Below are 23,167 nucleotides of genomic sequence, written 5' to 3'. Positions count from 1 at the left end.
GCCCGGCCACCGCCTCAGGTGGCCGGGCCGAGTGCTCCCCAGTGCTTCCCTCCAGGCCCTGATCCCGTGCACGGCTCCCAGTGGGCCTTGGTACAGTGACGGGCACCCCATCGAAAGGTAAACAGTGGAGATTCGTCGGATCCGCATCGCCTCCGTCGGCAATCAATTGCTGGCCGGCGTGGGCGACCCCCGCGCCCTGGGCTGGCTCGGCCGCGTGCTGGCCAAGACCTCGGCCCCCGGGGTCCACCTGGAGAGCTACGTCCTCGCCCGCCCGGATGAGGGAACCGAGGCCCTGTCCCAGCGGTGGCAGTCGGAGACAGCGCTGCGTTATGGCGAGGGGACCGAGAACCGGCTGGTCATCGGGTTGTCCGACCTCGACCTGGACCGTGAGTCCTCCACGGCCCGGGCGCGTCTGAACCTGGCCAACATCCTGGACCGGGCCGCGCAGCTGGATATCGCCACCCTCGTGGTGGGGCCCGTCCCGTCCTTGGACGGTGAGCGTAATGCGCGGCTGCAAGAGCTGAACACGGCCTACATGGACGTGGCAGACCGGCGCCACCACTACTACGTGGACACCTTCACGCCGCTGGTGAACCACGAGCAGTGGCGCAATGACCTGGCGGCGGGTCAGGGTCTGCCCGGCCAGGCCGGCTACGGCCTCATTGCCTGGCTCGTGCTGCACCGCGGCTGGTACCAGTGGCTGAACCTGCCGGAGCCCACCGCCTGACCGGGCGGGTGCGGCTTCCTCCTCAGACCGTGCCGTGCAGGCCCCCGAGTTGGGCCGGGCATCCGGCGTGTGCGAAACTGGATGGTGCTGTCATGTATCGATGACGGCATCCATCACCGGAAGGAACCGCGATGAGCAAGCGTGGACGTAAGCGCAAGGACCGCCGCAAGGGTAGCGCCAACCACGGCAAGCGGCCCAACTCCTGAGGCCCTGCAAGGCACGAGACCCCGCCGATCGGGACGTTGATCCGTCCACTCCGGCGGGGTCTGTCGCTTTAACCCTGTTCTCGTCCTGCGTGTAGCCGCTGATGCGGACCGCACTCGCAGCCGGCACACTACCCGGCGGGGTCAGTGGCCGGCTTCCACCCTGATCTCGCTGATGCGGGCCATGATGCTGACCTTCAAGGTCGAGGGGGCCTTCTCGGAGCAGCTGCGCTTGACCACGGACCGGATGATGCACTCCAGGTCGTACTCGTGGGAGCAGTCCGTGCACTCACCCAGATGGCTCTTGACCTCTTCGAGGTCCTGATGGGTCAGCGCACCGTCGAGGTACTCGTAGAGCCGCTGGATGCGGGCATCCTCACAGTCGCCGATCTTCTGGCAGTCCTCGCTCATCTGCCCGCCTCCTTGTCCGTCTCGTGGTCTGTCGTCGTGGTGGTAGTACTCTTCTGGTCCTTGGCGCCCTGGCGGCTCTTCTTGCCGGCCTGGTCGACCTTGATACCGCGGTCCCGCGCGTAGTCCGTCAGCAGGCCGCGCAACAGCTTGCGACCGCGGTGCAGCCGGCTCATGACCGTGCCGATGGGGATGTCGAGGATCCCGGCGATCTCCTTGTAGGCGAAGCCCTCCACGTCCGCGAAGTACACGGCCAGGCGGAACTCCTCCGGGATGGCCTGCAGGGCATCCTTGACGTCCGAATCGGGCAGGTGGTCCAACGCCTCTGTCTCAGCGGACCGCAGACCGGTGGACGTATGTTCGGCGGCCTGGGCCATCTGCCAGTCCTCAACCGTGTCCGTGGCCGCCTGCTGGGGCTGGCGCTGCCGCTTTCGGTACAGGTTGATGTAGGTATTCGTCAGGATCCGGTACAGCCATGCCTTGAGGTTGGTCCCCGGCTTGTACTGGTGGAAGGACGAGTACGCCTTGGTGAAGGCCTCCTGGACCAGGTCCTCCGCGTCCTGCGGGTTACGCGTCATGCGCATGGCCGCCGAATACAACTGGTCCACGTACTCCAGGGCGTCCCTCTCGAAGCGCACACGCCGGGCTCTGTCCGACTCCGAGGCGAGGTCCACATCCGGATTGTCGTGCGCCGCGGGGACCGAGGCGGTGTCTTTGGTATCCATTGCCTGCCAGTCTACGGCCCGGTCTGCCAGGAGGGGCCGTTCGGCAAGTAACACTGCGGCTGGGGCCATGGAGACCATCCTTCCCGGACGACTGGACTGTGCCCGGCTGGTGGCGTGCACCTGAAGAGCCGGTGGATCTTGGCGAGTACAGCAACCCAACCAGCAGGGATATTCCGCGGCCGGTAATCTTGGCTGGGTGAGCACCTTTCCCGCGCCCCTCGATCCCTGGCCCGCACCCCGAGCCTCCGGCCCCGTCTCCGGAACCGTGCACGTCCCCGGTTCCAAGTCGCTCACCAACCGCTATCTGGTGCTGGCCGCCCTGGCCGACGGGCCGAGCTACCTGCGTGGCGTGCTGGACAGCCGTGACTCCCGGCTCATGGTCCAGGCCCTCATCCGCCTCGGGGCCACCATCACGGAGGTCGCGCCCGGCACCGTGGAGGTCACGCCTCTGGCCACCACCGGGCACGACGCCGGCCCGGTCGACCCGCTCGGCGACGTCACCATCGACTGCGGCCTGGCCGGCACCGTGATGCGGTTCGTCCCGCCGGTGGCCGCGCTCACCTCCGGGACCGTCCGGTTCACCGGTGACGATGCCGCCCTGTCCCGGCCCATGGGCCCGGTCCTGGACGGCCTGGCCGGGCTCGGCGTCCAGATGGACGGCCCCGGGCTTTCCGCCGGCACCCTGCCCTTCACAGTCCACGGCACCGGCGGAGTGGACGGCGGCCGGGTCGAGGTCGATGCCTCCGGTTCAAGCCAGTTCGTCTCCGCCCTGTTGCTGGCCGCCCCCCGTTTCCGCGACGGTCTCCACCTCGTGCACACCGGGGCCACGGTTCCGAGCCCCGAGCACATCGGCATGACCGTGGCGGTGCTGCGGCGCTGCGGTGTCCAGGTGGACGACTCCGTGCCCGGCGAGTGGCGGGTCTCCCCCGGGCCGATCCGCGCCCTGGACACGGCGGTGGAACCAGACCTGTCCAACGCCGGGCCCTTCTTGGCGGCCGCCGTCGCCACGGCCGGCACGGTGTCCGTTCCCGACTGGCCCGCCCGGACCACCCAGATCGGTGACCGCTGGCGCAGCATCCTGCCTGCCTTCGGGGCCCAGGTGGACTTCTCCCCCACTGCCCCGGACGCAGCCACCGGCACGCTCACTGTGACCGGCGGACCTCGCATCACCGCTCCGGGCGAGATCGCGGACACCGGCGAACTAGCCCCCACCGTGGCGGCCCTCTGCCTACTGGCCGAGGGTCCGGGACAGCTGACCCGCATTGGCCAGCTGCGCGGTCATGAGACGGACCGTCTGACGGCGCTGGCGACCGAGGCCGGGCGCATCGGTGGCGCGGTCGAGGAGGGCCCGGACCACCTGGTGTTCACGGGTCTCCCCGCGGGGGCCGCACCGCTGCACGGGGCCACGCTGAAGACCTACGAGGACCACCGGATGGCGACCTTCGCCGCCGTCGTGGGCCTTGCGGTGCCGGACGTCGCCATCCGAGACATCGCCACCACGGCGAAGACGATGCCGGACTTCCCGGAGATGTGGACCCGGCTGGTGGGGGGATGAGCCGCCCCGGCCGCGACTTCGACCCCCGCCGGTGGGACGAGTCCGATGTCCGTGCCCGCCCGTCCAAGAAGGGTTCCCGTCCCCGCACCAAGGACCGGCCTACGCACGGTGAGGCCTTGGTGGGGCGAGTCGTCACAGTGGACCGCGGGCGGTACACGGTGCATATCAAGGATGAGGACGGCACCCGGGACATCACCGCCATGCGCGCCAAGGAACTGCGCCGCAACCCCGTGGTCACCGGCGATCTCGTGGGGGTCGTCGGGGACCTCTCCGGCCGCGAGGGGAGCCTCGCGCGGATCGTGAGGATCGAGGACCGATCCACGGTCCTGCGCCGCTCCGCGGACGATTCGGACGCCTACGAGCGCGTGGTGGTGGCCAATGTGGACATCCTGGTGATCATGGTGGCCGCGGCCAATCCGGAACCACGCACCGGGTTCATCGACCGAGCCCTGGTGGCCGCCTATGATGCCGGCATCGAGCCGATCCTGTGCATCACCAAGACCGACCTGCGAGATCCCGCCGACCTGCTCTCCCACTACCGACACCTCGATCTCGAGGTGCTCACCTCGGGCGCCGCGGAGCCGGCGCAATTGGACGGCACGGACGGCACGGACGGCACGGACGGCACGGACGGACCCGATGACATGAACAGAACAGACAGCGACGCCATACCGATCGGTGACGCAGACCTGGACGCCGGTCTGCTCGCCACCCTCAGGACCCGGCTGGAAGGCCACATCTCCGTGCTCGTGGGACCGTCCGGCGTCGGGAAGTCCACGCTGCTCAACGCCCTGACCGGCACCCGGCGTGCCACCGGGCATGTCAACGCCGTCACGGGCCGTGGCCGTCATACCTCCTCCTCGACACTGGCGATCCCGCTGCCGGACACGGGCAACGAGGGCGGATCCTGGCTGGTGGACACCCCTGGCATCCGCTCCTTCGGGCTGGGACTGGTGGACCGGGACCGCGTGGTGGAGGCTTTCGAGGATCTGGCGCAGGCGCTGGCCGACTGTCCGCGCGGCTGCCTGCACGCCGCCGGGGAGCCCGGGTGTGCCCTGGACGCCTGGGTGGCCGCGGGGCACGCGGGGGCGTCCGGTCCCGAACGGCTGGCGTCCTTGCGGCGACTCCTCGACGGGCGTTCCGATGCGGCCGCCGGGGAACGGTAGCGTGGCCTCCATGACCGATGCGCCCAAGAACTACACCGATGATCTTCGACTGGCCCACATCATGGCCGACTCGGTGGACTCCCAGACCATGTCCCGCTTCAAGGCGCAGGACCTGACGGTCGACACGAAGCCGGACCTGACCCCTGTGACCGATGCGGACCGGGGTGCCGAGGAACTCATCCGGGGCAACCTGGCTCGTGCCCGTCCCCGAGACGCCGTCCTGGGCGAGGAGTTCGGCGAGCATGGTCACGGGCCGCGGCGCTGGATCGTGGACCCCATCGACGGCACCAAGAACTTCGTGCGCGGTGTCCCCGTCTGGGCCACGCTCATCGCCCTGATCGACGACGGCGTGCCCGTGGTCGGCGTGGTCTCCGCACCGGCCCTGAACCGCCGCTGGTGGGCGGCCAAGGGCACCGGCGCCTACACCGGCAAGTCCATCGCCTCGGCCACCCGCATCAACGTCTCCAACGTGTCCAGGATCGAGGACGCCTCCCTGTCCTACTCCTCCCTGGAGGGCTGGCGGGAACGGGGCAACATCCGTGAGTTCCTCGAGCTGACCTCGACCGTGTGGCGGACCCGCGCCTACGGTGATTTCTGGTCCTACATGATGGTGGCCGAGGGCGCCGTGGACATCGCCTGTGAACCCGAGCTCGAGCTCTACGACATGGCGGCGCTGGTGCCGATCGTCACGGAGGCTGGCGGACGCTTCACCTCGCTCGAGGGCGAGGACGGTCCTTTCGGCGGCAATGCCCTGGCCACCAACGGGTTGCTGCACCCTGACGCCCTCGAGTCCCTCAATCCCGAGCTGATCGGCCAACAACAGGCCTGATGGAACGGTCTCGCCACCCCGGGTGGGCCGTCGTCGGCGCCGTGGCGGCCGGCGGGGCCATCGGAACGCTGCTGCGTTGGTTGCTGGTGGCACCGGTTCCGGAATCGGGCTCGCCGGTGGCCGGATGGATCAGCCTCGGACTGGTGAACCTGACCGGGTCCTTCCTGCTGGGCCTGTTGGCCGCCATCAGCTCGCGGCGGACCCTGCCACGGTGGCTCGTGGCCGGTCTCGGCGTCGGCGTGCTGGGGGCCTACACCTCGCTGTCCGCCGTGGTGCTGGCCGCCACCGTGGCCCCGGCCTTTGGTATCACGGGGTTCATCCAGACCGGCTCCCCCGGCGGGATCACGCTCATCGCGGCCCTGACCGGCACTCTCTTGGCCCTCGCGGCCGGAGCGGCATTGGGGACCGCCTGCGCCGCCGCCGGTTTGCGTCTCGGCGGTTGGTCCTCCGGCCTGGACTCGGACACCTCGGGCTCGTCCGGAGGGCAGCGGTGATGACCGTGGGGATGACACTGATGATGATGCTGGCGCTGGCCCTGGCAGGGGCCGTCGGCGCGGTCTTGAGGCTGCTCGCGGACCACTACCTCCAGCCGCGGGGGATCCTCGTGGCCAACGCGATCGGCTCCCTCGTGGCCGGGCTGGCGACCGGGCTGTTGGCCGGAGTGGCCCTGGAGCTCTGGGTGATCGGGGTGGCTGGGGCCCTCACCACCTTCTCCACCGTCTCCGTGTCCACAGCGCGGGATGCCCTGGCCGGGAGGTTTGCCGCCGCCGTCGGGACCTGGTCCGCGCACCTGGCCCTGGCCATGCTGGCCGTAGGCCTGGGGCTGGTCACTGGTGGCGCCTTCCGGTAGAAGGCGGGCCTTCCGGCCGCCCACACCCGGCCACCGGAGACTCCGCCACGCCTCGAAGGCCTACCGTCCGGCGGCGCGGCGGCCCGAAGGGACGGCGGACTCGTGGCTCCGCTCCGCTGCGCGGCCCACTCGGTCTCGATGGACGACGGTCAGGGCCACGGACACCAGGATCAGCGCGAGATAGACGGCGGCGATCAGCGGCTGGCCGACGGCGAAGAGCACCACTGCGCCCAGAACGAACAACACGTGAGCGGCCACGGCGTGCCAGGGCCACGGGGGCCGAGCCGGAGCCTTGAGCGAGAGCAGCAGGCCCCATCCAGCCGCCACCACGATCACGGCCACGACGGCCGCCCAGGGGCTGGAGAACACCGTCAGCGCCCAGAATCCTGCCGCACCCAGGAGACCTAGTTCGAGGAGGAAGAGAAGGACGGCGTGGAGGGCGGGACCGGCAGTGTCTGGCATGATTGCCCAGTCTAGGGGAAAGCCGGATATGACAAAGGCCCTGGGACACCGATGAACGGTGTCCCAGGGCCTTTGCGGTGGGATGGTGGAGATGGCGGGAATATCACCGCTTCTCGTCTGACTTGGACGTTTCCTGAAGTCGTTTAATTCACACCTATTCAGTGACTAATAGGCCCCGGCAGTGCGCTAACACTCCGGGGCATGGCAACCACTGAATGAGAGTGACTGCAATGTCCAACGATACCCGCACCCCCGCATTTCCCGAAGGCTCCATGGTCCGTTCTCGCGAGACTGGAGCGACCTACGAGGTCGCTGACGGCACCCGTGTCGCCGGCTGGACCAAAGTGGTTCTGCCTGAAGTGGACGACGATGGAAACCGTGACTCGATACTTCCCACCGATGAACTGGAACTGGTGGAGGTAGGTCTGAATCCGAATCTGACCGTGCCGACTGGCTTCACCCTCACGCACATGGAAGACGGATTCCTCGACGCGAAGGGGCCGACCCGCACCCAGGACGATTGCACCATTGAGTGCATCTGGTCCTCCGACAAGGGCCACCAGTTCTTCTTCGAGCGCCGCACGGATGAGCCATTCACCATTGACGAACTGGACCGGCTTGCAGAGCTGCTGAAGAGCATCGTCACCGAGTACGGCAGCAACGGCACCGCATAGACGGACCTCCCACGCCCTCCTGCAGGCTGCGTTTCAAACGCGGGCTGTTTGGACCGGCTGGGATGGGTCCAGGTGTGTCCACTAGACACACCTGCGCCTTTCCGGGTCTGTCCCGCGTGTTCCTGCCCCTCGACGTACTCAATGGGGCGCGGTGCTGTACATCCTCCCCCACGCGCTGAACCGCCAGCGGGTAAACGGCCTTGCTACCCGTTCACAGGGCCAGCCGCACGAACCTCCACCACTAGCGGGGGTCTCGTAACGCTGGGCAAATGACGCTGAGTGAGGGCGGTGGCGTCGGGAGCTTTGGGGCAGGGGACCTTGCAAGGCCACAGCCCCGCCAGGGACCGTATGTTGTCCATCCCCACCGCTAGACACTCACCCATCAACACAAGGAGATCACCATGACCACCACGACGATCATCAACAGCACCGACCTGACTGCACAGGGAGACTGCCCGGAATGGTGCAGCGGTGGCGAGGGTTGTGCCGTAGCAGCCTACGGCAGTCGGCTGCATGAGAAGTTCATCGGCGGCGGAACTTGCGCTGGTGGGGGCAAGGACAGGGAGGCCGGCTGGCAAGATTTTGAGCCATTCACGGCCGAGGTGTTTGTACAGCAGTTCCACGACGAGGAAGCACTCGACCATCCCACGCTGCGAGTCATCATCAACGGCTGGGACCTGGAAGTATCTCCTCGGCAGCTCGCCGGCCTCGGAAAGTGGCTCAGCGCCCAGGCAAACGCGGCCGCAAAGATGGTGGAGAAGTAGCTTCCCCTCGTGATGCACTTAAACGACGAACGGCCCCGGCAGTCGCAATGACTACCGGGGCCGTTCTGCTGTCTAGGTGCGGAAGGGACTGGCGCTACCGTCGTCTTGCCAGTCGTTGCGGTCGCGCACACCCTGAGTAATATCCACCGCATTCGCCTCCAGCTCGGCGGCCTTCTCGTCAGTGATGCCGTTAGCCCGCATGAATCTCAGGTTCCCTATCAGCGCCTGAACCACCCAATCCGCAACCGGAGCATTTGCCCTCAGCAATGCGCCAGGAATGTCCTTCTCTCCTGGATCTATACGCGCCTCGCCGGCCTCACGCATCAACACGCTTGCGGTCTTCCATGCTTCTTCCAACCAGCCGGCGACGGCCGGGCGGTCGATGTGGTCAGCAAGTGCCATGAGTCTGAACCTGACAGAACTCATATACGGACCGACATCCTTGGACGGCATCGCATAATTGAAGTTGACCAGCCCGTGCAGGGCTTCCAGCGCGGAGTCCCATATGGCCGCTTCTCTGGCATCCCGGGCGTCCTTCAGTGCCTCATCGGCAATGCCGTTCGCTCGCTCTGCAATCCCATTGGCCTTGTCGGCTTTGTCGTTCGCCTCGGCGGCATGGTGATTTGCTCGCAGTGCCAGCCCGCCAGAAACTAGGGCGATCACAGTAGCGGCCACGGCAATCCAGTCTGAAACGTCCACGCCGGAAGCATATCGGTGAGTGGTGCCCCGGAAACACAAACGTCCCCCGCCCGGTCGCGATGACCAGACGGGGACGCATCGCCCCTAGCCTGTGCCTATGGTGTCCATTAATGATCCGCTTCAGGTACAGGTGTTAACGCCGTGGTGGGAGGTGTTGCTTCCAGCTGTCGCGCTCATTCTCTCCCTAGTCTCCATAGCGCTGACGATGTGGTTTCGGTACAGCGATGGGGTGAGGCTTGCATCAGCGGTGAATTTCACCTATCCCATGGACGGGATTCCCCTGCGCGGTTCAGAACGGGTACAAATCCAGATCACCAACAGGAGTCGCAACACCGCGACAAGCGTCGAAACTGTGGCTCTTGCGCTGGAAGGCGATAGAACACTGGCGAGAATGGATCTAGGGCCTGGTGATGCGCAACTTCCGGCGAGGCTGGAACCGGGTCAGTCCCTCACCGTTTCCTATCCCGCTTACAACGTCGGGATAGCCCTCGAGGAGATACGTGCACCCTGGGTCCGGGTCCGAGCAAAGCATGGCCACGGACTCTTCCTCGGGAAACGAGACCGCGCCTTAGCGCAAAAGCTGAAGAGTGGCGTTCAAACCTATCGCCCATAAACACAGAAAGTCCCCGCCCGGTCGTCATGACCAGACGGGGCACTTTTTGTGTTGCACCGCCGGTGGGGCCGTGGACGGAAGGCGGTTTCTCGCTTTCGTGTATCCGGCCCCACCATTTACGGCGGTAGGCGCTGGCAGGTCTTCACGCGGCGAAGGGTGCGCTCTCTGCCATCACTCCCGCACTTGCCTTGTGCAGTACGCGGGTGGTGTTGACGCCGGGTCTTCGGTTAGCGGATCACGGTCCGACCCACGGCTTCACGGGTCTGCCGTAACCAAGCCAACGGATGCACACCAGCAGCCCGCAGTGCGTCGCGGTGCTCCAGTCCGAACGCTGCCCGCTCCCTCGACCAACGGCCAGGGTCGGCAATATGCAAGGGCGAACCGGGCTCGAGGTGCAACGGGACTGGTGACTCAGCGGTGGGCGCATGACGTCGGCGGCGCATCACTTCACCGCAGCAATCTGCCGATACCCCACGCGCTGCTGCTCCAGCCTGCCAACCGACTGGTCATCATCCAGGGGTATACGCAAACTGGCCACCAACTTCGCCAGGGTCACCCGCTGGTTCCGCAACTCCACCAGTGCCGGGTGCGCTTTGACTCCCTGCGGACTGGTCATCGTCAGCCCGTCCCGGTCCACAATCGTCTGCAGTCCGTCCAGCGTGTCGACGGTTCGGCAGGCTTCCTTCAAGATCGTCAGCTCATGGTCCTGCAGGTCGAACTCGTCAGTCACCGCCTGCCATAGTTTCTTCCCGCTCGTCTTCAGCCCACGCGGGGCGCGGTACTCAGTCATAGAACAACTCTTTCTGTAACGCTTAGCATCGGTTTTCGGCCCCCAAAGGCCTCGATTCACCGGGGCACACAGCCCGGCCTTGACCCCTCGGAACGGCGCAGAATCAGAGCACACGGCCTGTCAGCCGCACCTCACAGGCCGATACCCCCACAAACGGCAGGGGGGTATCGCTACGCCCGGAGGTGCGAGGCGATGGGGGAAGGGGAGTCTCCACTCCCTGGGGTCTGGATTGGCGCGACTGCGGGCCGGCAACACCTGCTGTTGTCACCGGCCCGCGCTGTCGTCGTGAGGCTTAGACCTTGAACGTCTTGGCCTGATGCTTAGCGAATTCGTGCGCTGCTTTGGCTTCCCGGTCGTCGCGTCCGTCGTCGGCTGCGGCACGGTTGAAGGCGTCCACACGCTGGTTGTAGTCCTCGGGTGTGATGGCCAGTGCGACGGTCACGCCGTACTTGATCGCGTCCCAGACGTTTTGCTTGCGGCCGTTGTCGTTCTGGTGGTTGCCAAGCTGGTGGGCGGCGTACTGCTCTGGCGTGGGCGCGGCCCACGTAAACACCTGGTGTGACTGATTGGGTGACACACCCCCGTGCACCGCCTTACGGATAGCGTCGAAGTTCTTGCGGATGGTCTCGGCGCGCATGCTGGCGGAGTAAGCGCGCATGACGGCATCGGCCTTGACTGCGGGCATGGTCCCCGTCTCGGCCAGCTGGTGTTCGAACACCACGGGGCCGGTAATCTGCAGGGCCTCTGTCATGGTCTCCACGGCCTGTTCGAAGACCTCCACGGCCTGTTCGAGTACCTGGGGGGCGTGCTTGTTGATGTGCCCCACCTTGGCTTTGGAGACGTCCAGGGTGTGTCGTTGGTACATGCCCCCGATGGTGTCGGCCAGCAGCTTGGACTGCAGCAGTTCCATGACTCGCTTGTCCTTGGATGGGTCCTTGCCGGTCTGGGCGACGTTGTAGGCGGCATCTGCGACGTCCTTAGCGGTCGCGGGGGTGTAGTTGGGCGCCGGGACGGTGGACGGGTCGAAGGGTTCCATGGTGAGGCCGGCGTCCTTGACGGCGAGCTCGAACATGCGGGCGGTGACGTTGTTCGTGTCGGCGTTTTCGATGATCTGCAGCATGTGGGTGCCTTTCAGTGGTTGTTGCGGCGGTTGAGTACGGCGGCGGTTTGTGCGCCCAGTTGGCCGGGGCGGAGCAGTTGGAGCATTGACACGGCGGAGTGCTCGTCGCCGGTCATGGGTGCCCGTGAGGGTTTGGTGGTGGCTCCGGGCACGGTGGCTGGGGCTGTCTCTGCGGGTGTTCGCTGGGTAGTGCTGCCGAATAGTTCGCGGAGCAGGGGGCGGGCGGCTTCCTCGTTGGTCAGGGGTACGTGTGTTGGCCGGTCGGTCATGATTGGTCTTCCTTCTCGGTTTGGTGCCACTGGTCCCATTTGCGGAACTGGGCGACGACTACGCCGTTTCGGGTGATCTTCAGGTGACCGCCGGTGACGGTGACGTCCTTGGCTTCGGCGTCGATGTTGACGGGTCCGTCGTCGGTTTGGATGCGGATCATGGGGTCACTTGCTTTCTGCTGAGTTGGCCATCATGTCGAGGGTCCAGGCGATGCCGAACGCGGCCGCTTCCTGGTCTGCTTTGAAGGCGATATCGGGGCGGACCACGTTGACGATGCGGTCAATGACGGTGTTCACGTCGGCATCGATGCTCCGTCCTGGGTTGGCGACTCCATGCACGGCCCACGCCACGTCCGGGTCCTGCAGGAGCGCCGTGGGGACGATGGCTGGCCCGAGGCCCAGCACGATCCTGATCTCGTCCCCATGCTGGGAGATCGACAACTCCGGCTCTGGGAGGGGACCTGACTTGAGGCCGGGGAATCCTCGAGGTAGCTCCCCCAACGGCTTGATGGGCACTTCGGGGTTCGCCCGTGCGATCCGGTCACGGTCCATCCAGTCCGGGGCGTATACCTTCAGTAGCCGCAGATGATCGGCCCTGACGGTGAACGGTGGGTCTACCTGCCGGTTCGGGACAGCAGGGGTCACGTAGCCGGTGACCTCAACTTTCGTGATCACCAGTCCGGTTGCCCCTTCGGGCCGTTCCCGATCAAGACCGACCACTTCGGTGAAGCGCGCCCGACGGGCCATGTAGGTGTGCAGCACGTCCAGGTCTCCCACGACCCTGAAGCCACACACGCAGCGATGGTGGGGTGCCTGGTGGTTCCGGCTAGGACGATTGATGCCGCTGGGACGTCGGTAGCACAGAGCGGCTCGGGCGGTGTCGTCGCTGTAGTTCCACAGCCGCTGGCCGTCAGTCCACTCGTAGCGCCAGCCGATGAGTGGAGTGTCCAGGGTGGTGCCGGCCTTCGGAACGGTCCTGAATCGCGTCAGCATGTCCGTCATCGGGAGGCCTCCAAATCCTTCACTCGCGTCTCTAGTGCGCGGATGCGCGCCTTGAACTTGTCATTACGGGATTCGTAGAACGCCAGGACGTTGCGTGAGCCCTCGGCGGCTTGCTTCCACTGGTCCAGCTCGGTCTTCTTGGTGGTGGTCATCGGTTCAGTTCCTCCATCACATTTCCCCAGTCGGTTTCTTCGTCCTGTACCCCTGTCACTTCTGGTACTTCTGTCTCTTTCGTGGTCTCCCCAATGGGGAAACGGACACTAGAGACATAAGTGACAGGGGTGTACAGGCCCCGTTTGGGGTTCGCGATCCGCCCGGCATCAGCGGCGCGACGCAGGTACTTCCGCACGGTCATGTCCTCCAGGCCGACCAGCTCGGCAACGTCCTTGGGCTTGATCCCCTCGGGGTACCTGCACACCGTTGCCACGATCTCGGCCATGTCGTCCCCGACTCCGGCGACTGCTTGGCGCTGCTCCACCTGAGCGGCTGCCTCGGCCAGTCCGGGGCCGTCCAGGCTCCAGACGCCGTTCTCGGACATCTGCACCGCGTACTGCCCTTCGGCAGCATCCCGGCTGGTGACGTTGAGAGTGGCGTCCCCGCTGTTCCGGTCCCGCTGGATGGACAGGATGGAGTCAGCTGCACCGGCCAACCCTTGGGTTCCGGAAACGCTGGCCACAAAGTCGGTCCGTTCGCCCTTGTTCGTGTGGTGCACGACTATCAGTGACGATCCGGGGTAGCCGTCCACGATGTCCTTCAGTAGCGACATCTGCCCGTAGTCCTTCTGATAGGCGTCGTTGCCCGCGTACACGTCGCGGACCTTGCCCAGCGTGTCCAGAATGACCAGCGGGTTTCGGTCAGCGAATCGCTCAACGAAAGCGCGGATGGTGACCACCGGACCGGCAGGGACATCAGTCATGAACATGAGATCTGATGTCCCAGCGGTCATGCCGATGCTGTGTAGACGGTCCTGCAGGCGGCGGGGACCATCCTCTAGGGCCAGGTACAGCACGGGACGTTGCTGCACGCGGATTGCCCCGAATGCGTGCGATCCCTCAGCGGCCGCTTTGGCCAGTCCCAGCACCATCCAGGACTTACCGATCTTCGGGGGCGCGACAAGCATCGTGAGCCCTTCGGGGATCAATCCGGGGACGACGTACTCGACCGGCGGGAAGTGCTGTGCGGTCAGCCACGAGGCGCTGAACGCACCGTCCAACGGGTCCGGTGTTGTCTCGGGGGTCGTCATACCTTCACCCCCTGGTGCTGCTCGTGACGGAATCGGATGATGGACCGCCGTTGTGCAGCTGTGGCACCGTCCCAGTCTGGGAACATCTCGGCCACGCTCGCGGCAATCTCGGGATGAATATGAGCGCACGACACTTCGGTACGGCCCTGTTCCAGGCCGGCGCGGTATCCGGCGGCATAGAGGGCACGATCCTGCTCAACGGAGCGAGTGAGGTCGGATTCCAGATCGGAGGTGTTCACAGGGCACCCCCTAGACGGGTGTCCACGGCCTGCAGCTGACACAGGACCAGATAGGCACGATCCCCACGCATAGAGGCCCGTGAGCGCGCCTTATCGGCCGCGTGCAGGGACATGTAGATGCGGCGGGTCCAGCGCGGCGCACGGCCCTCAGGACGCGAGTGAACAACGACGACGTACACGCCATCCACCAGTCCCGCGGGATCCGGATCAGCTATACTGAGAGTGTCGCCGCCAAACGACTTTCGAACCGCCTCGGTCTCACCGCCGGGGCGGTTTTCTTTTGCCTCAGACACGCGCACCACCGCCGCTCATGACGTTGCGGACGGCAGTGTTTCCAGTGGGGTCAGCGATGCCCATGGACCGGCGCAGGAACGTCGGCAGAGGCAGTGTGGGGCCTGCACCTGTGGCAACCTCACGGCGGTATTGCCGGATCAGTCGCGAGAGCTTGGAATGCGAGATGTCCACGCCATGCTCGTCGGCATAACGACGGGCCTCGATGAACAAGGACGAATCGGACCGCATGGCCGATCCTTGGTGACCTTCCCCGGTGTTTGTGTTGCCAGCGGGGCGCGTGGTGAGGGTTGTGGCAATCAAGCGGCACCACCGCCAACGACGGAGTACGTGGCGGGGTTGACCTCGCGGCGCATCTTGCGCAGGTCGGCGGGGTCGATTCGGAGGGCCCTTGCCCCGTAGAAGTAGGCGCGGAGTTCTCCACGCTGAATCCAGCGGCGGACAGTCTGCGTGGAAGTGCCGGTAATCTCGGCTACTTCCTTGATAGTGAGTTGCTGCTCAAGCCCTGTGGCGAGCTGTACGGACGATGGCACGGTGATTGATCCCCTCTCGGGACTCAACCGGGTGCCATGTCCGGTGTCCGGGATCTCCATCCGCGGGCATTGCTATGTCACTAGAATAACACGGGTGTCATTTCATGCGGTATCAGGGTGCACTATGTGTGTTGTAATGCCTTCCCTGATGTGCCATTCCACGTGCTCCCGGTCAATCACGACGTGGTGTACGTGGTCACAGTTGAGAGCCAGATTCACAGCGGCTTCGAGGAAGTAGGTGCGAACCTTCCAGTGGCGATCACCGTCAGTAGTGTTCGCTGCACGGCCGTCCGCACTGGACCCTTGCTCGTTCAGGTCCCGTGACAACTTGTAGCTGGGATGGTGGATCAGGACACCCGCCGGGGATGCGTACACCTCGGCCAGTGCGCATCGAGTCCGATTAGGGCATCGATAGACCAGCGTGCGTGCCTTCTTCCTGATGCGCTCGTTGGTACGCAGTGCAGCGTAGACCGCCTCGGCCTGCTTCTGTCGGTCGTTCATATGGCCGATGAGTACGCCTAGTGAGTTATCGTCCATCATTTCCCCTCGGTGGATTCGGACAGCGCCCCTGCCAATGCGGCCAAGCGGGAGCGCTCGGCGTGCTGATATCTCTCGACGCTGGCGCCGTCACTGTGCCCGGCGTAGGCCTTCAGTTCGGCAGTAGTGGCACCAGCCTGCCCAAGGCGGGTCAGGGCGCTGTGTCGCAGGCCGTGGAACGTGAAGTTCTCCAACGGGTCTCGGTCGTCCTCCCCCGCGATCCTCGGGGCATTCACGGCTTCTAGAGCGTCGTTGAAGTGTGTCCTGATGGTGTTGGGGTGATGGTGGACGTCGCCTCCGGGGTGACGCGGGAACAGCAGTCCATCCCGGCCTTTCGTGGCGTGCTGCTCCAGGTGTTCAACCAGCGCGGGGACCAGTGAGGGCGGAACGGGCACGTCTCGGATTCCTGCTCGGCTCTTGGGCGTCTCTTCGCGGACCCCGGAACCTCGAGCCTGCACCTGAGTTTCTACTTTGATCCAGTGCACTTGCTTGTCGCCTGTGCCCGTGGTGATGTGGCGGCGGCGCAGTCCCAGCACCTCCCCCAGTCGCAATCCGCACCAGCCGGACAACAGCACTGCCATGCGCTCGGCCGGGGGCATGTTGGCTGCCAGGGCGGCCACGTCCTCGATGCTCGCCGGGGTTCGGTTGCGCTCGGGGGTGCTGGAGGGGCGACGAAACTTCGAAGCGGACGGCGGTGGGACTGGAGATGCCAGCACCCATGGTTTGAAGTTGCGGGGCAGATCCGGGGCGTCGCCGGATGCCCACCGGAACATGGATGCAACGGTCTGGTGGACGGGCGCGGCCGTAGTGGACCCCTTGGACTTCTCCAGTCGGTCCAACCAGTCGGCTATGTCTTCTGCCAGGATGCGCCCCACGCCGGTGTTCTCGAACTCGGGCAGGAAGTGGGCCTCTAGTCGGCGCTCGTACGTGTAGCGGGTGCCGAACTTCAGGCCCCGGTGTTCTAGGTACTCGCTCCAGGCGGTGAACATCTCGCGGACGCTCCGGGAATCGGCGGTCGCCTTCCGTGCCCGCAGTTCGGCCTCGACCTTCTGGTTACGGCGCTTGTCTGCCGGCGGGACGAATGTGCCCCGGGCCTTCTCAGATCTGGCGATGTCCAGGGCGGCACGGGCGTCTCCGATGGTTTGGTACGCGCCCAAGCTGTGCTGCACCCCGTCCACGAAGAGGCGGGCGCGATAGGTGCCATTGTGTAGCCGGTCAATGCCGCGTGGGAGCTTCTTGCCGCTGGTCGCCATGCCCACCTCCTGAACTAGTTACTACTGTGTGACTAGTTCTATGGTACCTTGTGACCACACCTGAATAGTTGTGAACATGTGGCGATGGGCTTACTTCCCTGTAATGGCAAGGAAAAAGCCCGGAACCACGAGGGTTCCGGGCTTGGTCCGTGGAGATGGCGGGAATTGAACCCGCGTCCGATGCAGTGTTGCCAGGTCTTCTCCGGGCGCAGTTTGCTGTGGGTGTTACTCGGCCCTGGCTGTCCCGCAAACAGGCAGCCAACCCGGGCCCAGCCGGATTAAGGTCTCCACCACGACCCCCGGCGAGGGTGGTGGACATTGGCTATCTAATCGACGCCAGGTCCTGGGGCGATAGCATCCTCAGGTTGACGGACTCGTTCACTGATCAGGCAGCGAGAGCGAAGTCAGTGCGCTTAGATTCGGCACTTGTTGGTTTGCAGAGAGCGTTTCCGAGATAACTCTGCGTCCTCGGCCCGCTTCCCCTGTCGCGACTCACATCGTCGAAACCGATCATCCCCATGTTCTCTTTTCAAACAACCGGTGCCCTGCGGGGCTTCACTGATTCCCCACCTGGTCCGGACTGTCTAGTGTAACGCATTCGCGGCAGGAGGTATTCCGGCCGGCCTCCTGGCATCAGGCTGCGCGGCGATTGCGAATCCTCATGGCACGCTGTGCCTCGCGGTTGTCCTGCTTCTCCCGCAGGGCGTGGCGCTTGTCATAGTCCTTCTTGCCCTGGGCGATGGCGATCTCAACCTTGACCCGCCCGTCCCGGAAGTACAGCTGGAGCGGGACGATCGTGTGCCCGGACTCCTGGATCTGGCGGGAGATCTTGGTCAGCTCCTGGCGGTGCAGCAGCAGCTTGCGCCGCCGGCGTGCAGAGTGATTGGTCCAGGACCCGTTGAGGTATTCCGGGATGTAGACCTGCTCGAGGTAGAGCTCGTCCCCGTAGAAGACGGCGAATCCGTCCACCAGGGAGGCGTTGCCCTCACGCAAGGACTTGACCTCGGTTCCCATCAGGGACATCCCGGCCTCGTAGGTGTCCAGAATGAGGTAGTTGTGCCGGGCCTTGCGGTTGGTCGCGATGATCTGCCGGCCGTCCGGGGTGGACGACTTACCGGATGTGCCGGCGGACTTCTTGGCCATAGCCGGTCCCCTCCTTTCCGACGGGTCGGATGCTCACTACACAGACTCACCAGTGTACCGCCGCCGTCAAGGGGCGGGACGGGGCCAGTCTCAGAGCAGACCGGCGGGGTTGACGGCCTGGCCGTCCAGGATCGTCTCGAAGTGCAGGTGGCAGCCAGTGGAATTGCCAGTGGTGCCGGTGTAGCCGATGATCTCGCCGCGCTTGACGTTCTGCCCCGGGGACACGATGTACCGGGTCATGTGATGGTACTTGGTGGCCAGGGCACGCCCGTTGACCACGCCGTGGGAGATGACCACGCGCTTGCCCGAGGTCCATACCGCCCAGTCCGCGTTCCAGACCTCGCCGTCCGCGGAGGCCCGGATCGGCAGGCCACAGCCACCGCCGAAGTCCATGCCGGTGTGCACGTACCCCCCGGCTCCCCCGTAGTCGAAGGTGCCGGACGGCGTCGGGCGCCATCCGAATCCCGAGGTGATGTACGTGTTCAGCGGCCACTGCAGGCCCCAGCTGCTCGAGGTGCTGGCGGCTTCCTCGGCTTCGCTCGCCCGGTCCTCCGCCGCGCTGGCCTCGCGTTCAGCCTGCTCGGCCGAAGCCTGCGCGGCCGCCCGGTTCGCCGCCGAGGCCTGCCGGGCCTTACGGGCCGCCTCCTCGGCCTCGCGGCGCTTGCGTTCGGCCTCGGCCACGGCGGCGCGGTGCTGTTCCTGCAGGTCACTGGCCTTGCCTGCCTGGGCCGTCAACGCCCGTTGGCGCTCGGCAATCTGTTCGTTGACCTGGTCCTGCGCAGCGCGATTGGCGTCGATCTGCGCCTGGATCTGAGGGCGCTGAGCCTTGAGCTCGTCGGTCAGCTCCGACGTGGTGGAGACCATCTGGTCGAGTTCACGCTTGGCGGCGGCGGCCTCGTCACGGGCCTGCTCCTCGCGCTGGAGCGCCTCCTCGGCCTGGACCCGCAGGTCCCGGATCTCCGCCTCGACGGCGGCCAGGCGCACCTCGGCGTTGACGTCCGTGGACTTGCTCTGGGACACGGTGGAGATGCGGCTGTTCTGGATCCGCATGGCCTGGTTCGCCAGTCCCATGGCGTCCGGCAGCGACGAGTCGCTCATGCCCAGGATGAAGGCGAGGTCCGAGGAGACGCCACCCTGCTTGTAGGCCTGGTTGGCGATCTGCCCGATCTCGGCGGAGGCCGCGTCCAGCTCTTGCTCACTCGCGGCGATCTCGGCGAGGATCTCGGAGCGGCTCGACTCGGCCTGCCGCACCCGTTCATTGAGGGACTGGACCTCCGCCGCGGCGGCCGAGACCTGGCCTTCGGCCGCGGTCAGCGCATCCTGGGCTCCGGGCAACTGGTCCTGGAGCGAGTTCAGTTCCCGGATCTTGTCGGCGATGTCGGCGTCCAGGCCCTCGAGGGACGCGTCGAGGTCACCCTGACGCTCCTCCAGGTCCGACTGCTTCCCGCCCAGGTTGCCGATCTCCTCATCGAGTTCGGACTGCTGGCGCTCGGCCTGTTCGATCTGGCGCTGCAGATCGTCGATCGCGTCCTGTGCCGTGGCGGTGCCGCCCATGGACAGGGTCAGAAAGGTGACCAGGCCGGCACCGACGATGGCGCGGGAGAGTCGGCGTCGCTTCACGGGTTCCTCCGTCGGGGAATGCGGACTGGGATGGTCGAGGTGCGGGTCAGTCGACCTGCGGATGAATCAAGATAAGTCAAGGTGAATCACGGTGAATCACGGTGAATCAAGGTCTGCAGCATCTCAACTCAGACAACATCAGGTCACAAGTGTCACACGTGTCCCATGATCATCACACCTTAAGGTAACGCCTCAGGGTGAGGATCGACGACAGCGCGGCCAGCAGGACCGCCACAAGCAGCAGCAGCGGCACGAGGATCAGGGCGTCCGCGCCCGCGATGAAGCCGGTTCCCGGATACTGGCTGGTGAGCCAGTCCCCGATGAAGAACTCCGCCACGGCCCACGTGGTGACGCTCGCCAGGACGGCGCCCACGAGGGCGGCGATCACCCCCTCCAGCAAGAACGGCAGTTGGATCATGGTCTTCGAGGCGCCGACCAGGCGCATGATTCCGGTCTCCCGCCGGCGGGAGAACGCGGAGAGCCGGATGGTGGTCGCGATCAGCAACACCGCACAGACCAGCATCACCACCGCCACGGAGACCGCGATGACGGACGCCATGTTCATCAGGGAGAAGATCTGCTCCAGCAGCTCGCGCTGGTCCGACACGATCTCCACGCCGGGCATGGAGGAGAACAGCTCGTTGACGACCTCGTACTGCTCGGGATCGACCAGGGCAACCCGGAAGGACTCCGGCAACTGGTCTGCCGTGACGGTACCCGCCATGGCGGAGTTCTGGAACTGCTCCTGGAAGATCTCCAGGGCCTGGTCCTGGGACTCGTACTCGAAGCTCTTGACGTAGGGGGCCGCCGTGGGTGACTCCAGCAGGCCCTGGACGGCCTCGCGTTGGCTGTCCGTGACGGGTCCGGAGGCGCAGGACGTGGTGGTGGAGGTGTCCGTGCAGAGGAAGATGGCCACCTCGACCCGGTCATACCAGTACCCCTTCATCTGGTTGATCTGCTGCTGCAGCAGGCCCGCCGCCCCCACGAAGGTCAGCGAGATGAAGGTCACGAGCACGACCGAGATGACCATGGACAGGTTGCGGCGGATGCCGGAGAACGTCTCCCCGAGGACGAAGGCAAACCTCATGCCTGCACCTCCGTCCGGTAGCCGCCACCGCTCTCGTCGCGGACGATCCCGCCGGCGTGCAGTTCCACCACGCGGCGGCGCATCTGGTTCACGATGTCGTCATCATGGGTGGCCATGATCACGGTGGTGCCGTTCTGGTTGATCTTGTCCAGCACGGCCATGATGCCCAGGGACGTCTCCGGGTCGAGGTTGCCGGTCGGCTCGTCGGCCAGCAGGATCTCCGGCCGGTTGACGATGGCGCGGGCGATGGCCACGCGCTGCTGCTCGCCGCCGGACAGCTCGTGCGGCATGCGCTTCTCCTTGCCCTCCAGGCCCACCGTCTCGAGGACCTCGGGAACCGTCTGGCGGATCTGAGCCCGGCCCTTGCCGAGCACCTGCATGGCGAAGGCCACGTTGGCATAGACGGTCTTGTTGGGCAGCAGGCGGAAGTCCTGGAAGACCACGCCGATCCCCCGGCGCAGCTTCGGCACGCGCCACGAGGGCAGCCGTGCCACGTTCCGGCCGACCACATAGACCGTCCCGCTGCTGGCGCGTTCCTCACGCAGCATCAGGCGGATGAAGGTGGACTTCCCGGAACCGGAGGCACCCACGAGGAAGACGAACTCACCCCGCTCGAACTCCACCGTCACGTCGTGCAATGCCGGACGGGAACGGCGGTCATAGACCTTGGAGACCTGCTCGAACCGGATCATGTTCCACACTTGCCCCCGGACGCGATCATCCCGCGGCACCAGGGGCTGGGTTGGGGAAGTCTCGGTGCCGACCTTCCCCACGGTAGTCACGAAGCGATAACAGCGGTGGGACGCTGGGCGGTGAGTCGGTGCGGAGCACGGGGCCCGACCACCGCAAAAGGTGGTCGGGCCCCGGGGTGCCCGCCGGCCGGCGTCGGGCCGTGATGGGGTGCGTCAGTACAGGGTGGCGCCGGTGGCCTCGCGGACCTCGTCCTCCGTGAGCCCGGGAGCGGTCTCGACCAGCACCAGGCGCGGGGCGCTAGGATCCGTGGACTTGTCCACATCGATCACGGCCTTGTCCGTGATGATCCGGTCCACGACGCCCTGGCCCGTCAACGGCAGGTCACACTCCGTGAGGACCTTCGGGGCCCCGTGCCGGGCGTTATGGTCCATCAGCACGATCACCCGGCCGGCACCGTGGACCAGGTCCATGGCCCCGCCCATGCCCTTGACCATCTTGCCCGGCACCATCCAGTTGGCGAGGTCCCCGTTCTGGGCCACCTGCATGCCACCGAGCACCGCGACGTCGATCTTGCCGCCACGGATCATCCCGAACGAAGAGGCCGAATCGAAGAACGAGGCCCCCGGGCGGACCGTCACCGTCTCCTTACCCGCGTTGATCAGATCCGGATCCACATCCGCCTCGACCGGGTACGGACCGACCCCCAGGATCCCGTTCTCGGACTGCAGCACCACAGTGCGCTCGGCAGGGATGTGGTTCGGGATCAGCGTCGGCATCCCGATCCCCAGGTTCACATAGGCACCGTCCGGCAATTCCTGCGCCGCCCGGGCCGCCATCTCATCTCGGCTCCAGCTCATCGACCCTCCCCCTCGCTGTCCGCCCCGGCGGCGCGGACGGTTCGCTTCTCGATCGGCTTCTCGATGTCCGGCCCGACCTCCACGATCCGGTGCACATAGACCCCCGGCAGGTGGACCTGGTCCGGATCGATCTCCCCGGGCTCGACCAGCTTCTCCACCTGGGCGATGCACACGGTCGCGGACATCGCCGCCGGCGGCGCGAACTGGCGGGTGGCCTTGTTGAAGACCAGGTTGCCGTGACGATCACCGACAGCCGCATGGACCAGTGCGAAGTCCGTCACGATGGACTCCTCCAGCACATAGTCCCTCTCCCCCGTCTGGCCCAGAGAGAAGGAACGCACGTCCTTCGGCGCGGACGCCTTCGCCACCGTGCCGTCCGAGTTGTAACGCATCGGCAGGCCTCCATCGGCCACCTGGGTCCCGACGCCGGAACGCGTGTAGAACGCGGGAATGCCGGCTCCCCCGGAACGCAGCTTCTCCGCCAGCGTGCCCTGCGGCACCAGCTCGACCTCCAGCTCACCCTCAAGATACTGACGGGCGAATTCCTTGTTCTCCCCCACATAGGACGAGGTCATCTTGACGATCTGCCCGGAGGCCAGCAGCAGCCCGAGCCCCCAGCCGTCCACGCCACAGTTGTTGGACACGATGGACAACTCCTTCGCACCCTGGTCCCGCAACGCCTCGATCAACTGGACCGGATTGCCGGACAACCCGAAACCACCCACCGCCAATGACGACCCGTCACCGATATCCGCCACCGCTTCCGCCGCGGTATCCACCGTCTTGTCCATACTCATGGCCTGTCCTTCCGCCCT

The 23,167-nt window shown here is 65.8% G+C and carries 32 protein-coding genes and 1 other RNA gene; 10 read left to right on the top strand and 23 right to left on the bottom strand.

What is annotated here, in order from left to right:
* Window positions 1-124: 124 nt before the first annotated feature.
* Window positions 125-727 carry a GDSL-type esterase/lipase family protein gene (locus ABD134_RS02215; RefSeq protein WP_344226318.1) on the top strand — a complete coding sequence of 201 codons (603 nt, stop codon included), beginning with the start codon at window positions 125-127 and terminating at the stop codon, window positions 725-727.
* Between the two features lie 131 nt (window positions 728-858).
* Entirely contained in the window at window positions 859-933 is a 75-nt protein-coding gene (locus ABD134_RS15520) for a 50S ribosomal protein bL37 (RefSeq protein WP_371300742.1), read from the top strand.
* A 141-nt stretch (window positions 934-1,074) separates the two neighbouring features.
* On the opposite strand, the gene rsrA is transcribed toward ABD134_RS15520, so the two are convergent.
* Window positions 1,075-1,341, bottom strand: a complete 267-nt coding sequence (gene rsrA / locus ABD134_RS02210) for a mycothiol system anti-sigma-R factor (RefSeq protein WP_344226316.1) — start codon at window positions 1,339-1,341, stop codon at window positions 1,075-1,077.
* Window positions 1,338-2,063 (bottom strand): sigma-70 family RNA polymerase sigma factor, encoded by a 726-nt coding sequence (locus ABD134_RS02205; RefSeq protein ID WP_344226314.1) that lies wholly within the window; start codon window positions 2,061-2,063, stop codon window positions 1,338-1,340. Before ABD134_RS02205 ends, rsrA begins: the two co-directional genes overlap by 4 nt.
* A gap of 196 nt (window positions 2,064-2,259) precedes the next feature.
* On the opposite strand from ABD134_RS02205, the gene aroA reads away from it, so the two are divergent.
* Genes aroA through ABD134_RS02180 form a run of 5 tightly spaced genes read left to right on the top strand, consistent with a single transcriptional unit; the run spans window position 2,260 to window position 6,463 of the window.
* Entirely contained in the window at window positions 2,260-3,618 is a 1,359-nt protein-coding gene (gene aroA / locus ABD134_RS02200) for a 3-phosphoshikimate 1-carboxyvinyltransferase (RefSeq protein ID WP_344226312.1), read from the top strand.
* Window positions 3,615-4,784, top strand: a complete 1,170-nt coding sequence (gene rsgA / locus ABD134_RS02195) for a ribosome small subunit-dependent GTPase A (protein ID WP_344226310.1) — start codon at window positions 3,615-3,617, stop codon at window positions 4,782-4,784. Before aroA ends, rsgA begins: the two co-directional genes overlap by 4 nt.
* 10 nt (window positions 4,785-4,794) lie before the next feature.
* On the top strand, window positions 4,795-5,613 hold the full coding sequence (gene hisN / locus ABD134_RS02190; RefSeq protein WP_344226308.1) for a histidinol-phosphatase: 819 nt from the start codon (window positions 4,795-4,797) through the stop codon (window positions 5,611-5,613).
* Window positions 5,613-6,107 (top strand): FluC/FEX family fluoride channel, encoded by a 495-nt coding sequence (locus ABD134_RS02185; protein ID WP_344226306.1) that lies wholly within the window; start codon window positions 5,613-5,615, stop codon window positions 6,105-6,107. The genes hisN and ABD134_RS02185 overlap by 1 nt, the downstream gene beginning before the upstream one ends.
* 11 nt (window positions 6,108-6,118) lie before the next feature.
* Complete coding sequence (locus ABD134_RS02180) at window positions 6,119-6,463, top strand: fluoride efflux transporter FluC (RefSeq protein WP_344226304.1); 345 nt, start codon at window positions 6,119-6,121, stop codon at window positions 6,461-6,463.
* A gap of 60 nt (window positions 6,464-6,523) precedes the next feature.
* Here the strand turns inward: ABD134_RS02180 and ABD134_RS02175 are convergent, their stop codons facing one another.
* Window positions 6,524-6,925 carry a DUF2568 domain-containing protein gene (locus tag ABD134_RS02175; RefSeq protein WP_344226302.1) on the bottom strand — a complete coding sequence of 134 codons (402 nt, stop codon included), beginning with the start codon at window positions 6,923-6,925 and terminating at the stop codon, window positions 6,524-6,526.
* Window positions 6,926-7,155: 230 nt separating this feature from the next.
* Between ABD134_RS02175 and ABD134_RS02170 the strand changes: the two genes are divergently transcribed.
* On the top strand, window positions 7,156-7,599 hold the full coding sequence (locus ABD134_RS02170; protein ID WP_344226300.1) for a hypothetical protein: 444 nt from the start codon (window positions 7,156-7,158) through the stop codon (window positions 7,597-7,599).
* A gap of 401 nt (window positions 7,600-8,000) precedes the next feature.
* The gene (locus ABD134_RS02165) at window positions 8,001-8,363 is read left to right on the top strand and encodes a hypothetical protein (protein ID WP_344226298.1); all 363 of its coding nucleotides are present in this window, start codon (window positions 8,001-8,003) and stop codon (window positions 8,361-8,363) included.
* Window positions 8,364-8,435: 72 nt separating this feature from the next.
* Here ABD134_RS02165 and ABD134_RS02160 read toward each other — a convergent pair whose 3' ends face one another.
* Complete coding sequence (locus ABD134_RS02160; RefSeq protein WP_344226296.1) at window positions 8,436-9,062, bottom strand: hypothetical protein; 627 nt, start codon at window positions 9,060-9,062, stop codon at window positions 8,436-8,438.
* Between the two features lie 97 nt (window positions 9,063-9,159).
* On the opposite strand from ABD134_RS02160, the gene ABD134_RS02155 reads away from it, so the two are divergent.
* Entirely contained in the window at window positions 9,160-9,675 is a 516-nt protein-coding gene (locus tag ABD134_RS02155; RefSeq protein WP_344226294.1) for a hypothetical protein, read from the top strand.
* 442 nt (window positions 9,676-10,117) lie between these two features.
* On the opposite strand, the gene ABD134_RS02150 is transcribed toward ABD134_RS02155, so the two are convergent.
* From ABD134_RS02150 to ABD134_RS02060, 19 genes are all read right to left on the bottom strand, one after another.
* Window positions 10,118-10,405, bottom strand: a complete 288-nt coding sequence (locus ABD134_RS02150) for a terminase (RefSeq protein WP_344226292.1) — start codon at window positions 10,403-10,405, stop codon at window positions 10,118-10,120.
* A gap of 352 nt (window positions 10,406-10,757) precedes the next feature.
* The gene (locus ABD134_RS02145; protein ID WP_344226290.1) at window positions 10,758-11,585 is read right to left on the bottom strand and encodes a hypothetical protein; all 828 of its coding nucleotides are present in this window, start codon (window positions 11,583-11,585) and stop codon (window positions 10,758-10,760) included.
* An 11-nt stretch (window positions 11,586-11,596) separates the two neighbouring features.
* Window positions 11,597-11,854 (bottom strand): hypothetical protein, encoded by a 258-nt coding sequence (locus ABD134_RS02140; protein ID WP_344226288.1) that lies wholly within the window; start codon window positions 11,852-11,854, stop codon window positions 11,597-11,599.
* The gene (locus ABD134_RS02135) at window positions 11,851-12,015 is read right to left on the bottom strand and encodes a hypothetical protein (protein WP_344226287.1); all 165 of its coding nucleotides are present in this window, start codon (window positions 12,013-12,015) and stop codon (window positions 11,851-11,853) included. The genes ABD134_RS02140 and ABD134_RS02135 overlap by 4 nt, the downstream gene beginning before the upstream one ends.
* A gap of 4 nt (window positions 12,016-12,019) precedes the next feature.
* Complete coding sequence (locus ABD134_RS02130; RefSeq protein ID WP_344226285.1) at window positions 12,020-12,856, bottom strand: hypothetical protein; 837 nt, start codon at window positions 12,854-12,856, stop codon at window positions 12,020-12,022.
* Complete coding sequence (locus tag ABD134_RS02125) at window positions 12,853-13,008, bottom strand: hypothetical protein (protein ID WP_344226283.1); 156 nt, start codon at window positions 13,006-13,008, stop codon at window positions 12,853-12,855. Before ABD134_RS02125 ends, ABD134_RS02130 begins: the two co-directional genes overlap by 4 nt.
* Window positions 13,005-14,099 (bottom strand): AAA family ATPase, encoded by a 1,095-nt coding sequence (locus tag ABD134_RS02120; protein ID WP_344226281.1) that lies wholly within the window; start codon window positions 14,097-14,099, stop codon window positions 13,005-13,007. Before ABD134_RS02120 ends, ABD134_RS02125 begins: the two co-directional genes overlap by 4 nt.
* A complete protein-coding gene (locus ABD134_RS02115; RefSeq protein WP_344226279.1) occupies window positions 14,096-14,338 on the bottom strand; it encodes a hypothetical protein in 243 nt (80 codons plus the stop codon). The genes ABD134_RS02120 and ABD134_RS02115 overlap by 4 nt, the downstream gene beginning before the upstream one ends.
* 285 nt (window positions 14,339-14,623) lie before the next feature.
* A complete protein-coding gene (locus ABD134_RS02110; RefSeq protein WP_344226278.1) occupies window positions 14,624-14,860 on the bottom strand; it encodes a hypothetical protein in 237 nt (78 codons plus the stop codon).
* Window positions 14,861-14,928: 68 nt separating this feature from the next.
* Window positions 14,929-15,162: a helix-turn-helix domain-containing protein gene (locus ABD134_RS02105; RefSeq protein WP_344226276.1), complete on the bottom strand. Its 234-nt coding sequence runs from the start codon at window positions 15,160-15,162 to the stop codon at window positions 14,929-14,931.
* 102 nt (window positions 15,163-15,264) lie between these two features.
* Entirely contained in the window at window positions 15,265-15,702 is a 438-nt protein-coding gene (locus ABD134_RS02100; RefSeq protein WP_344226274.1) for a hypothetical protein, read from the bottom strand.
* On the bottom strand, window positions 15,699-16,952 hold the full coding sequence (locus ABD134_RS02095) for a tyrosine-type recombinase/integrase (protein WP_344226272.1): 1,254 nt from the start codon (window positions 16,950-16,952) through the stop codon (window positions 15,699-15,701). Before ABD134_RS02095 ends, ABD134_RS02100 begins: the two co-directional genes overlap by 4 nt.
* 147 nt (window positions 16,953-17,099) lie before the next feature.
* Window positions 17,100-17,470: a transfer-messenger RNA gene (gene ssrA, locus ABD134_RS02090) on the bottom strand.
* 115 nt (window positions 17,471-17,585) lie between these two features.
* The gene (gene smpB / locus ABD134_RS02085; protein ID WP_344226270.1) at window positions 17,586-18,095 is read right to left on the bottom strand and encodes an SsrA-binding protein SmpB; all 510 of its coding nucleotides are present in this window, start codon (window positions 18,093-18,095) and stop codon (window positions 17,586-17,588) included.
* Window positions 18,096-18,185: 90 nt separating this feature from the next.
* Entirely contained in the window at window positions 18,186-19,715 is a 1,530-nt protein-coding gene (locus ABD134_RS02080; protein ID WP_344226268.1) for a peptidoglycan DD-metalloendopeptidase family protein, read from the bottom strand.
* A 172-nt stretch (window positions 19,716-19,887) separates the two neighbouring features.
* Complete coding sequence (gene ftsX / locus ABD134_RS02075; protein ID WP_344226266.1) at window positions 19,888-20,802, bottom strand: permease-like cell division protein FtsX; 915 nt, start codon at window positions 20,800-20,802, stop codon at window positions 19,888-19,890.
* Window positions 20,799-21,494 (bottom strand): cell division ATP-binding protein FtsE, encoded by a 696-nt coding sequence (ftsE, locus tag ABD134_RS02070; protein ID WP_115933142.1) that lies wholly within the window; start codon window positions 21,492-21,494, stop codon window positions 20,799-20,801. The genes ftsX and ftsE overlap by 4 nt, the downstream gene beginning before the upstream one ends.
* A 213-nt stretch (window positions 21,495-21,707) precedes the next feature.
* Window positions 21,708-22,352, bottom strand: coding sequence for a 3-oxoacid CoA-transferase subunit B (locus tag ABD134_RS02065; protein WP_344226264.1), 645 nt, complete (start codon window positions 22,350-22,352; stop codon window positions 21,708-21,710).
* Window positions 22,349-23,149, bottom strand: a complete 801-nt coding sequence (locus ABD134_RS02060; protein WP_344226262.1) for a CoA transferase subunit A — start codon at window positions 23,147-23,149, stop codon at window positions 22,349-22,351. The genes ABD134_RS02065 and ABD134_RS02060 overlap by 4 nt, the downstream gene beginning before the upstream one ends.
* Window positions 23,150-23,167: the final 18 nt, after the last annotated feature.

Origin of the sequence: Citricoccus alkalitolerans (assembly GCF_039528175.1) — a bacterium.
In the GTDB taxonomy this organism is placed as follows: Bacteria; Actinomycetota; Actinomycetes; order Actinomycetales; family Micrococcaceae; genus Citricoccus; species Citricoccus alkalitolerans.
The sequence above is the reverse complement of the archived record's forward strand: the minus strand, read 5'-3'. Positions and strand labels throughout refer to the sequence as shown.

Bases quoted from the DNA above. Each gene is read 5' to 3' on its own strand.
- rsrA (WP_344226316.1), bottom strand. From the start codon at position 1,341: ATGAGCGAGGACTGCCAGAAGATCGGCGACTGTGAGGATGCCCGCATC.
- ABD134_RS02205 (WP_344226314.1), bottom strand. From the start codon at position 2,063: ATGGATACCAAAGACACCGCCTCGGTCCCCGCGGCGCACGACAATCCG.
- rsgA (WP_344226310.1), top strand. From the start codon at position 3,615: ATGAGCCGCCCCGGCCGCGACTTCGACCCCCGCCGGTGGGACGAGTCC.
- hisN (WP_344226308.1), top strand. From the start codon at position 4,795: ATGACCGATGCGCCCAAGAACTACACCGATGATCTTCGACTGGCCCAC.
- ABD134_RS02185 (WP_344226306.1), top strand. From the start codon at position 5,613: ATGGAACGGTCTCGCCACCCCGGGTGGGCCGTCGTCGGCGCCGTGGCG.
- ABD134_RS02180 (WP_344226304.1), top strand. From the start codon at position 6,119: ATGACACTGATGATGATGCTGGCGCTGGCCCTGGCAGGGGCCGTCGGC.
- ABD134_RS02175 (WP_344226302.1), bottom strand. From the start codon at position 6,925: ATGCCAGACACTGCCGGTCCCGCCCTCCACGCCGTCCTTCTCTTCCTC.
- ABD134_RS02170 (WP_344226300.1), top strand. From the start codon at position 7,156: ATGTCCAACGATACCCGCACCCCCGCATTTCCCGAAGGCTCCATGGTC.
- ABD134_RS02165 (WP_344226298.1), top strand. From the start codon at position 8,001: ATGACCACCACGACGATCATCAACAGCACCGACCTGACTGCACAGGGA.
- ABD134_RS02155 (WP_344226294.1), top strand. From the start codon at position 9,160: ATGGTGTCCATTAATGATCCGCTTCAGGTACAGGTGTTAACGCCGTGG.
- ABD134_RS02145 (WP_344226290.1), bottom strand. From the start codon at position 11,585: ATGCTGCAGATCATCGAAAACGCCGACACGAACAACGTCACCGCCCGC.
- ABD134_RS02140 (WP_344226288.1), bottom strand. From the start codon at position 11,854: ATGACCGACCGGCCAACACACGTACCCCTGACCAACGAGGAAGCCGCC.
- ABD134_RS02135 (WP_344226287.1), bottom strand. From the start codon at position 12,015: ATGATCCGCATCCAAACCGACGACGGACCCGTCAACATCGACGCCGAA.
- ABD134_RS02130 (WP_344226285.1), bottom strand. From the start codon at position 12,856: ATGACGGACATGCTGACGCGATTCAGGACCGTTCCGAAGGCCGGCACC.
- ABD134_RS02125 (WP_344226283.1), bottom strand. From the start codon at position 13,008: ATGACCACCACCAAGAAGACCGAGCTGGACCAGTGGAAGCAAGCCGCC.
- ABD134_RS02120 (WP_344226281.1), bottom strand. From the start codon at position 14,099: ATGACGACCCCCGAGACAACACCGGACCCGTTGGACGGTGCGTTCAGC.
- ABD134_RS02110 (WP_344226278.1), bottom strand. From the start codon at position 14,860: ATGCGGTCCGATTCGTCCTTGTTCATCGAGGCCCGTCGTTATGCCGAC.
- ABD134_RS02100 (WP_344226274.1), bottom strand. From the start codon at position 15,702: ATGATGGACGATAACTCACTAGGCGTACTCATCGGCCATATGAACGAC.
- ABD134_RS02095 (WP_344226272.1), bottom strand. From the start codon at position 16,952: ATGGCGACCAGCGGCAAGAAGCTCCCACGCGGCATTGACCGGCTACAC.
- smpB (WP_344226270.1), bottom strand. From the start codon at position 18,095: ATGGCCAAGAAGTCCGCCGGCACATCCGGTAAGTCGTCCACCCCGGAC.
- ftsX (WP_344226266.1), bottom strand. From the start codon at position 20,802: ATGAGGTTTGCCTTCGTCCTCGGGGAGACGTTCTCCGGCATCCGCCGC.
- ftsE (WP_115933142.1), bottom strand. From the start codon at position 21,494: ATGATCCGGTTCGAGCAGGTCTCCAAGGTCTATGACCGCCGTTCCCGT.
- ABD134_RS02065 (WP_344226264.1), bottom strand. From the start codon at position 22,352: ATGAGCTGGAGCCGAGATGAGATGGCGGCCCGGGCGGCGCAGGAATTG.
- ABD134_RS02060 (WP_344226262.1), bottom strand. From the start codon at position 23,149: ATGAGTATGGACAAGACGGTGGATACCGCGGCGGAAGCGGTGGCGGAT.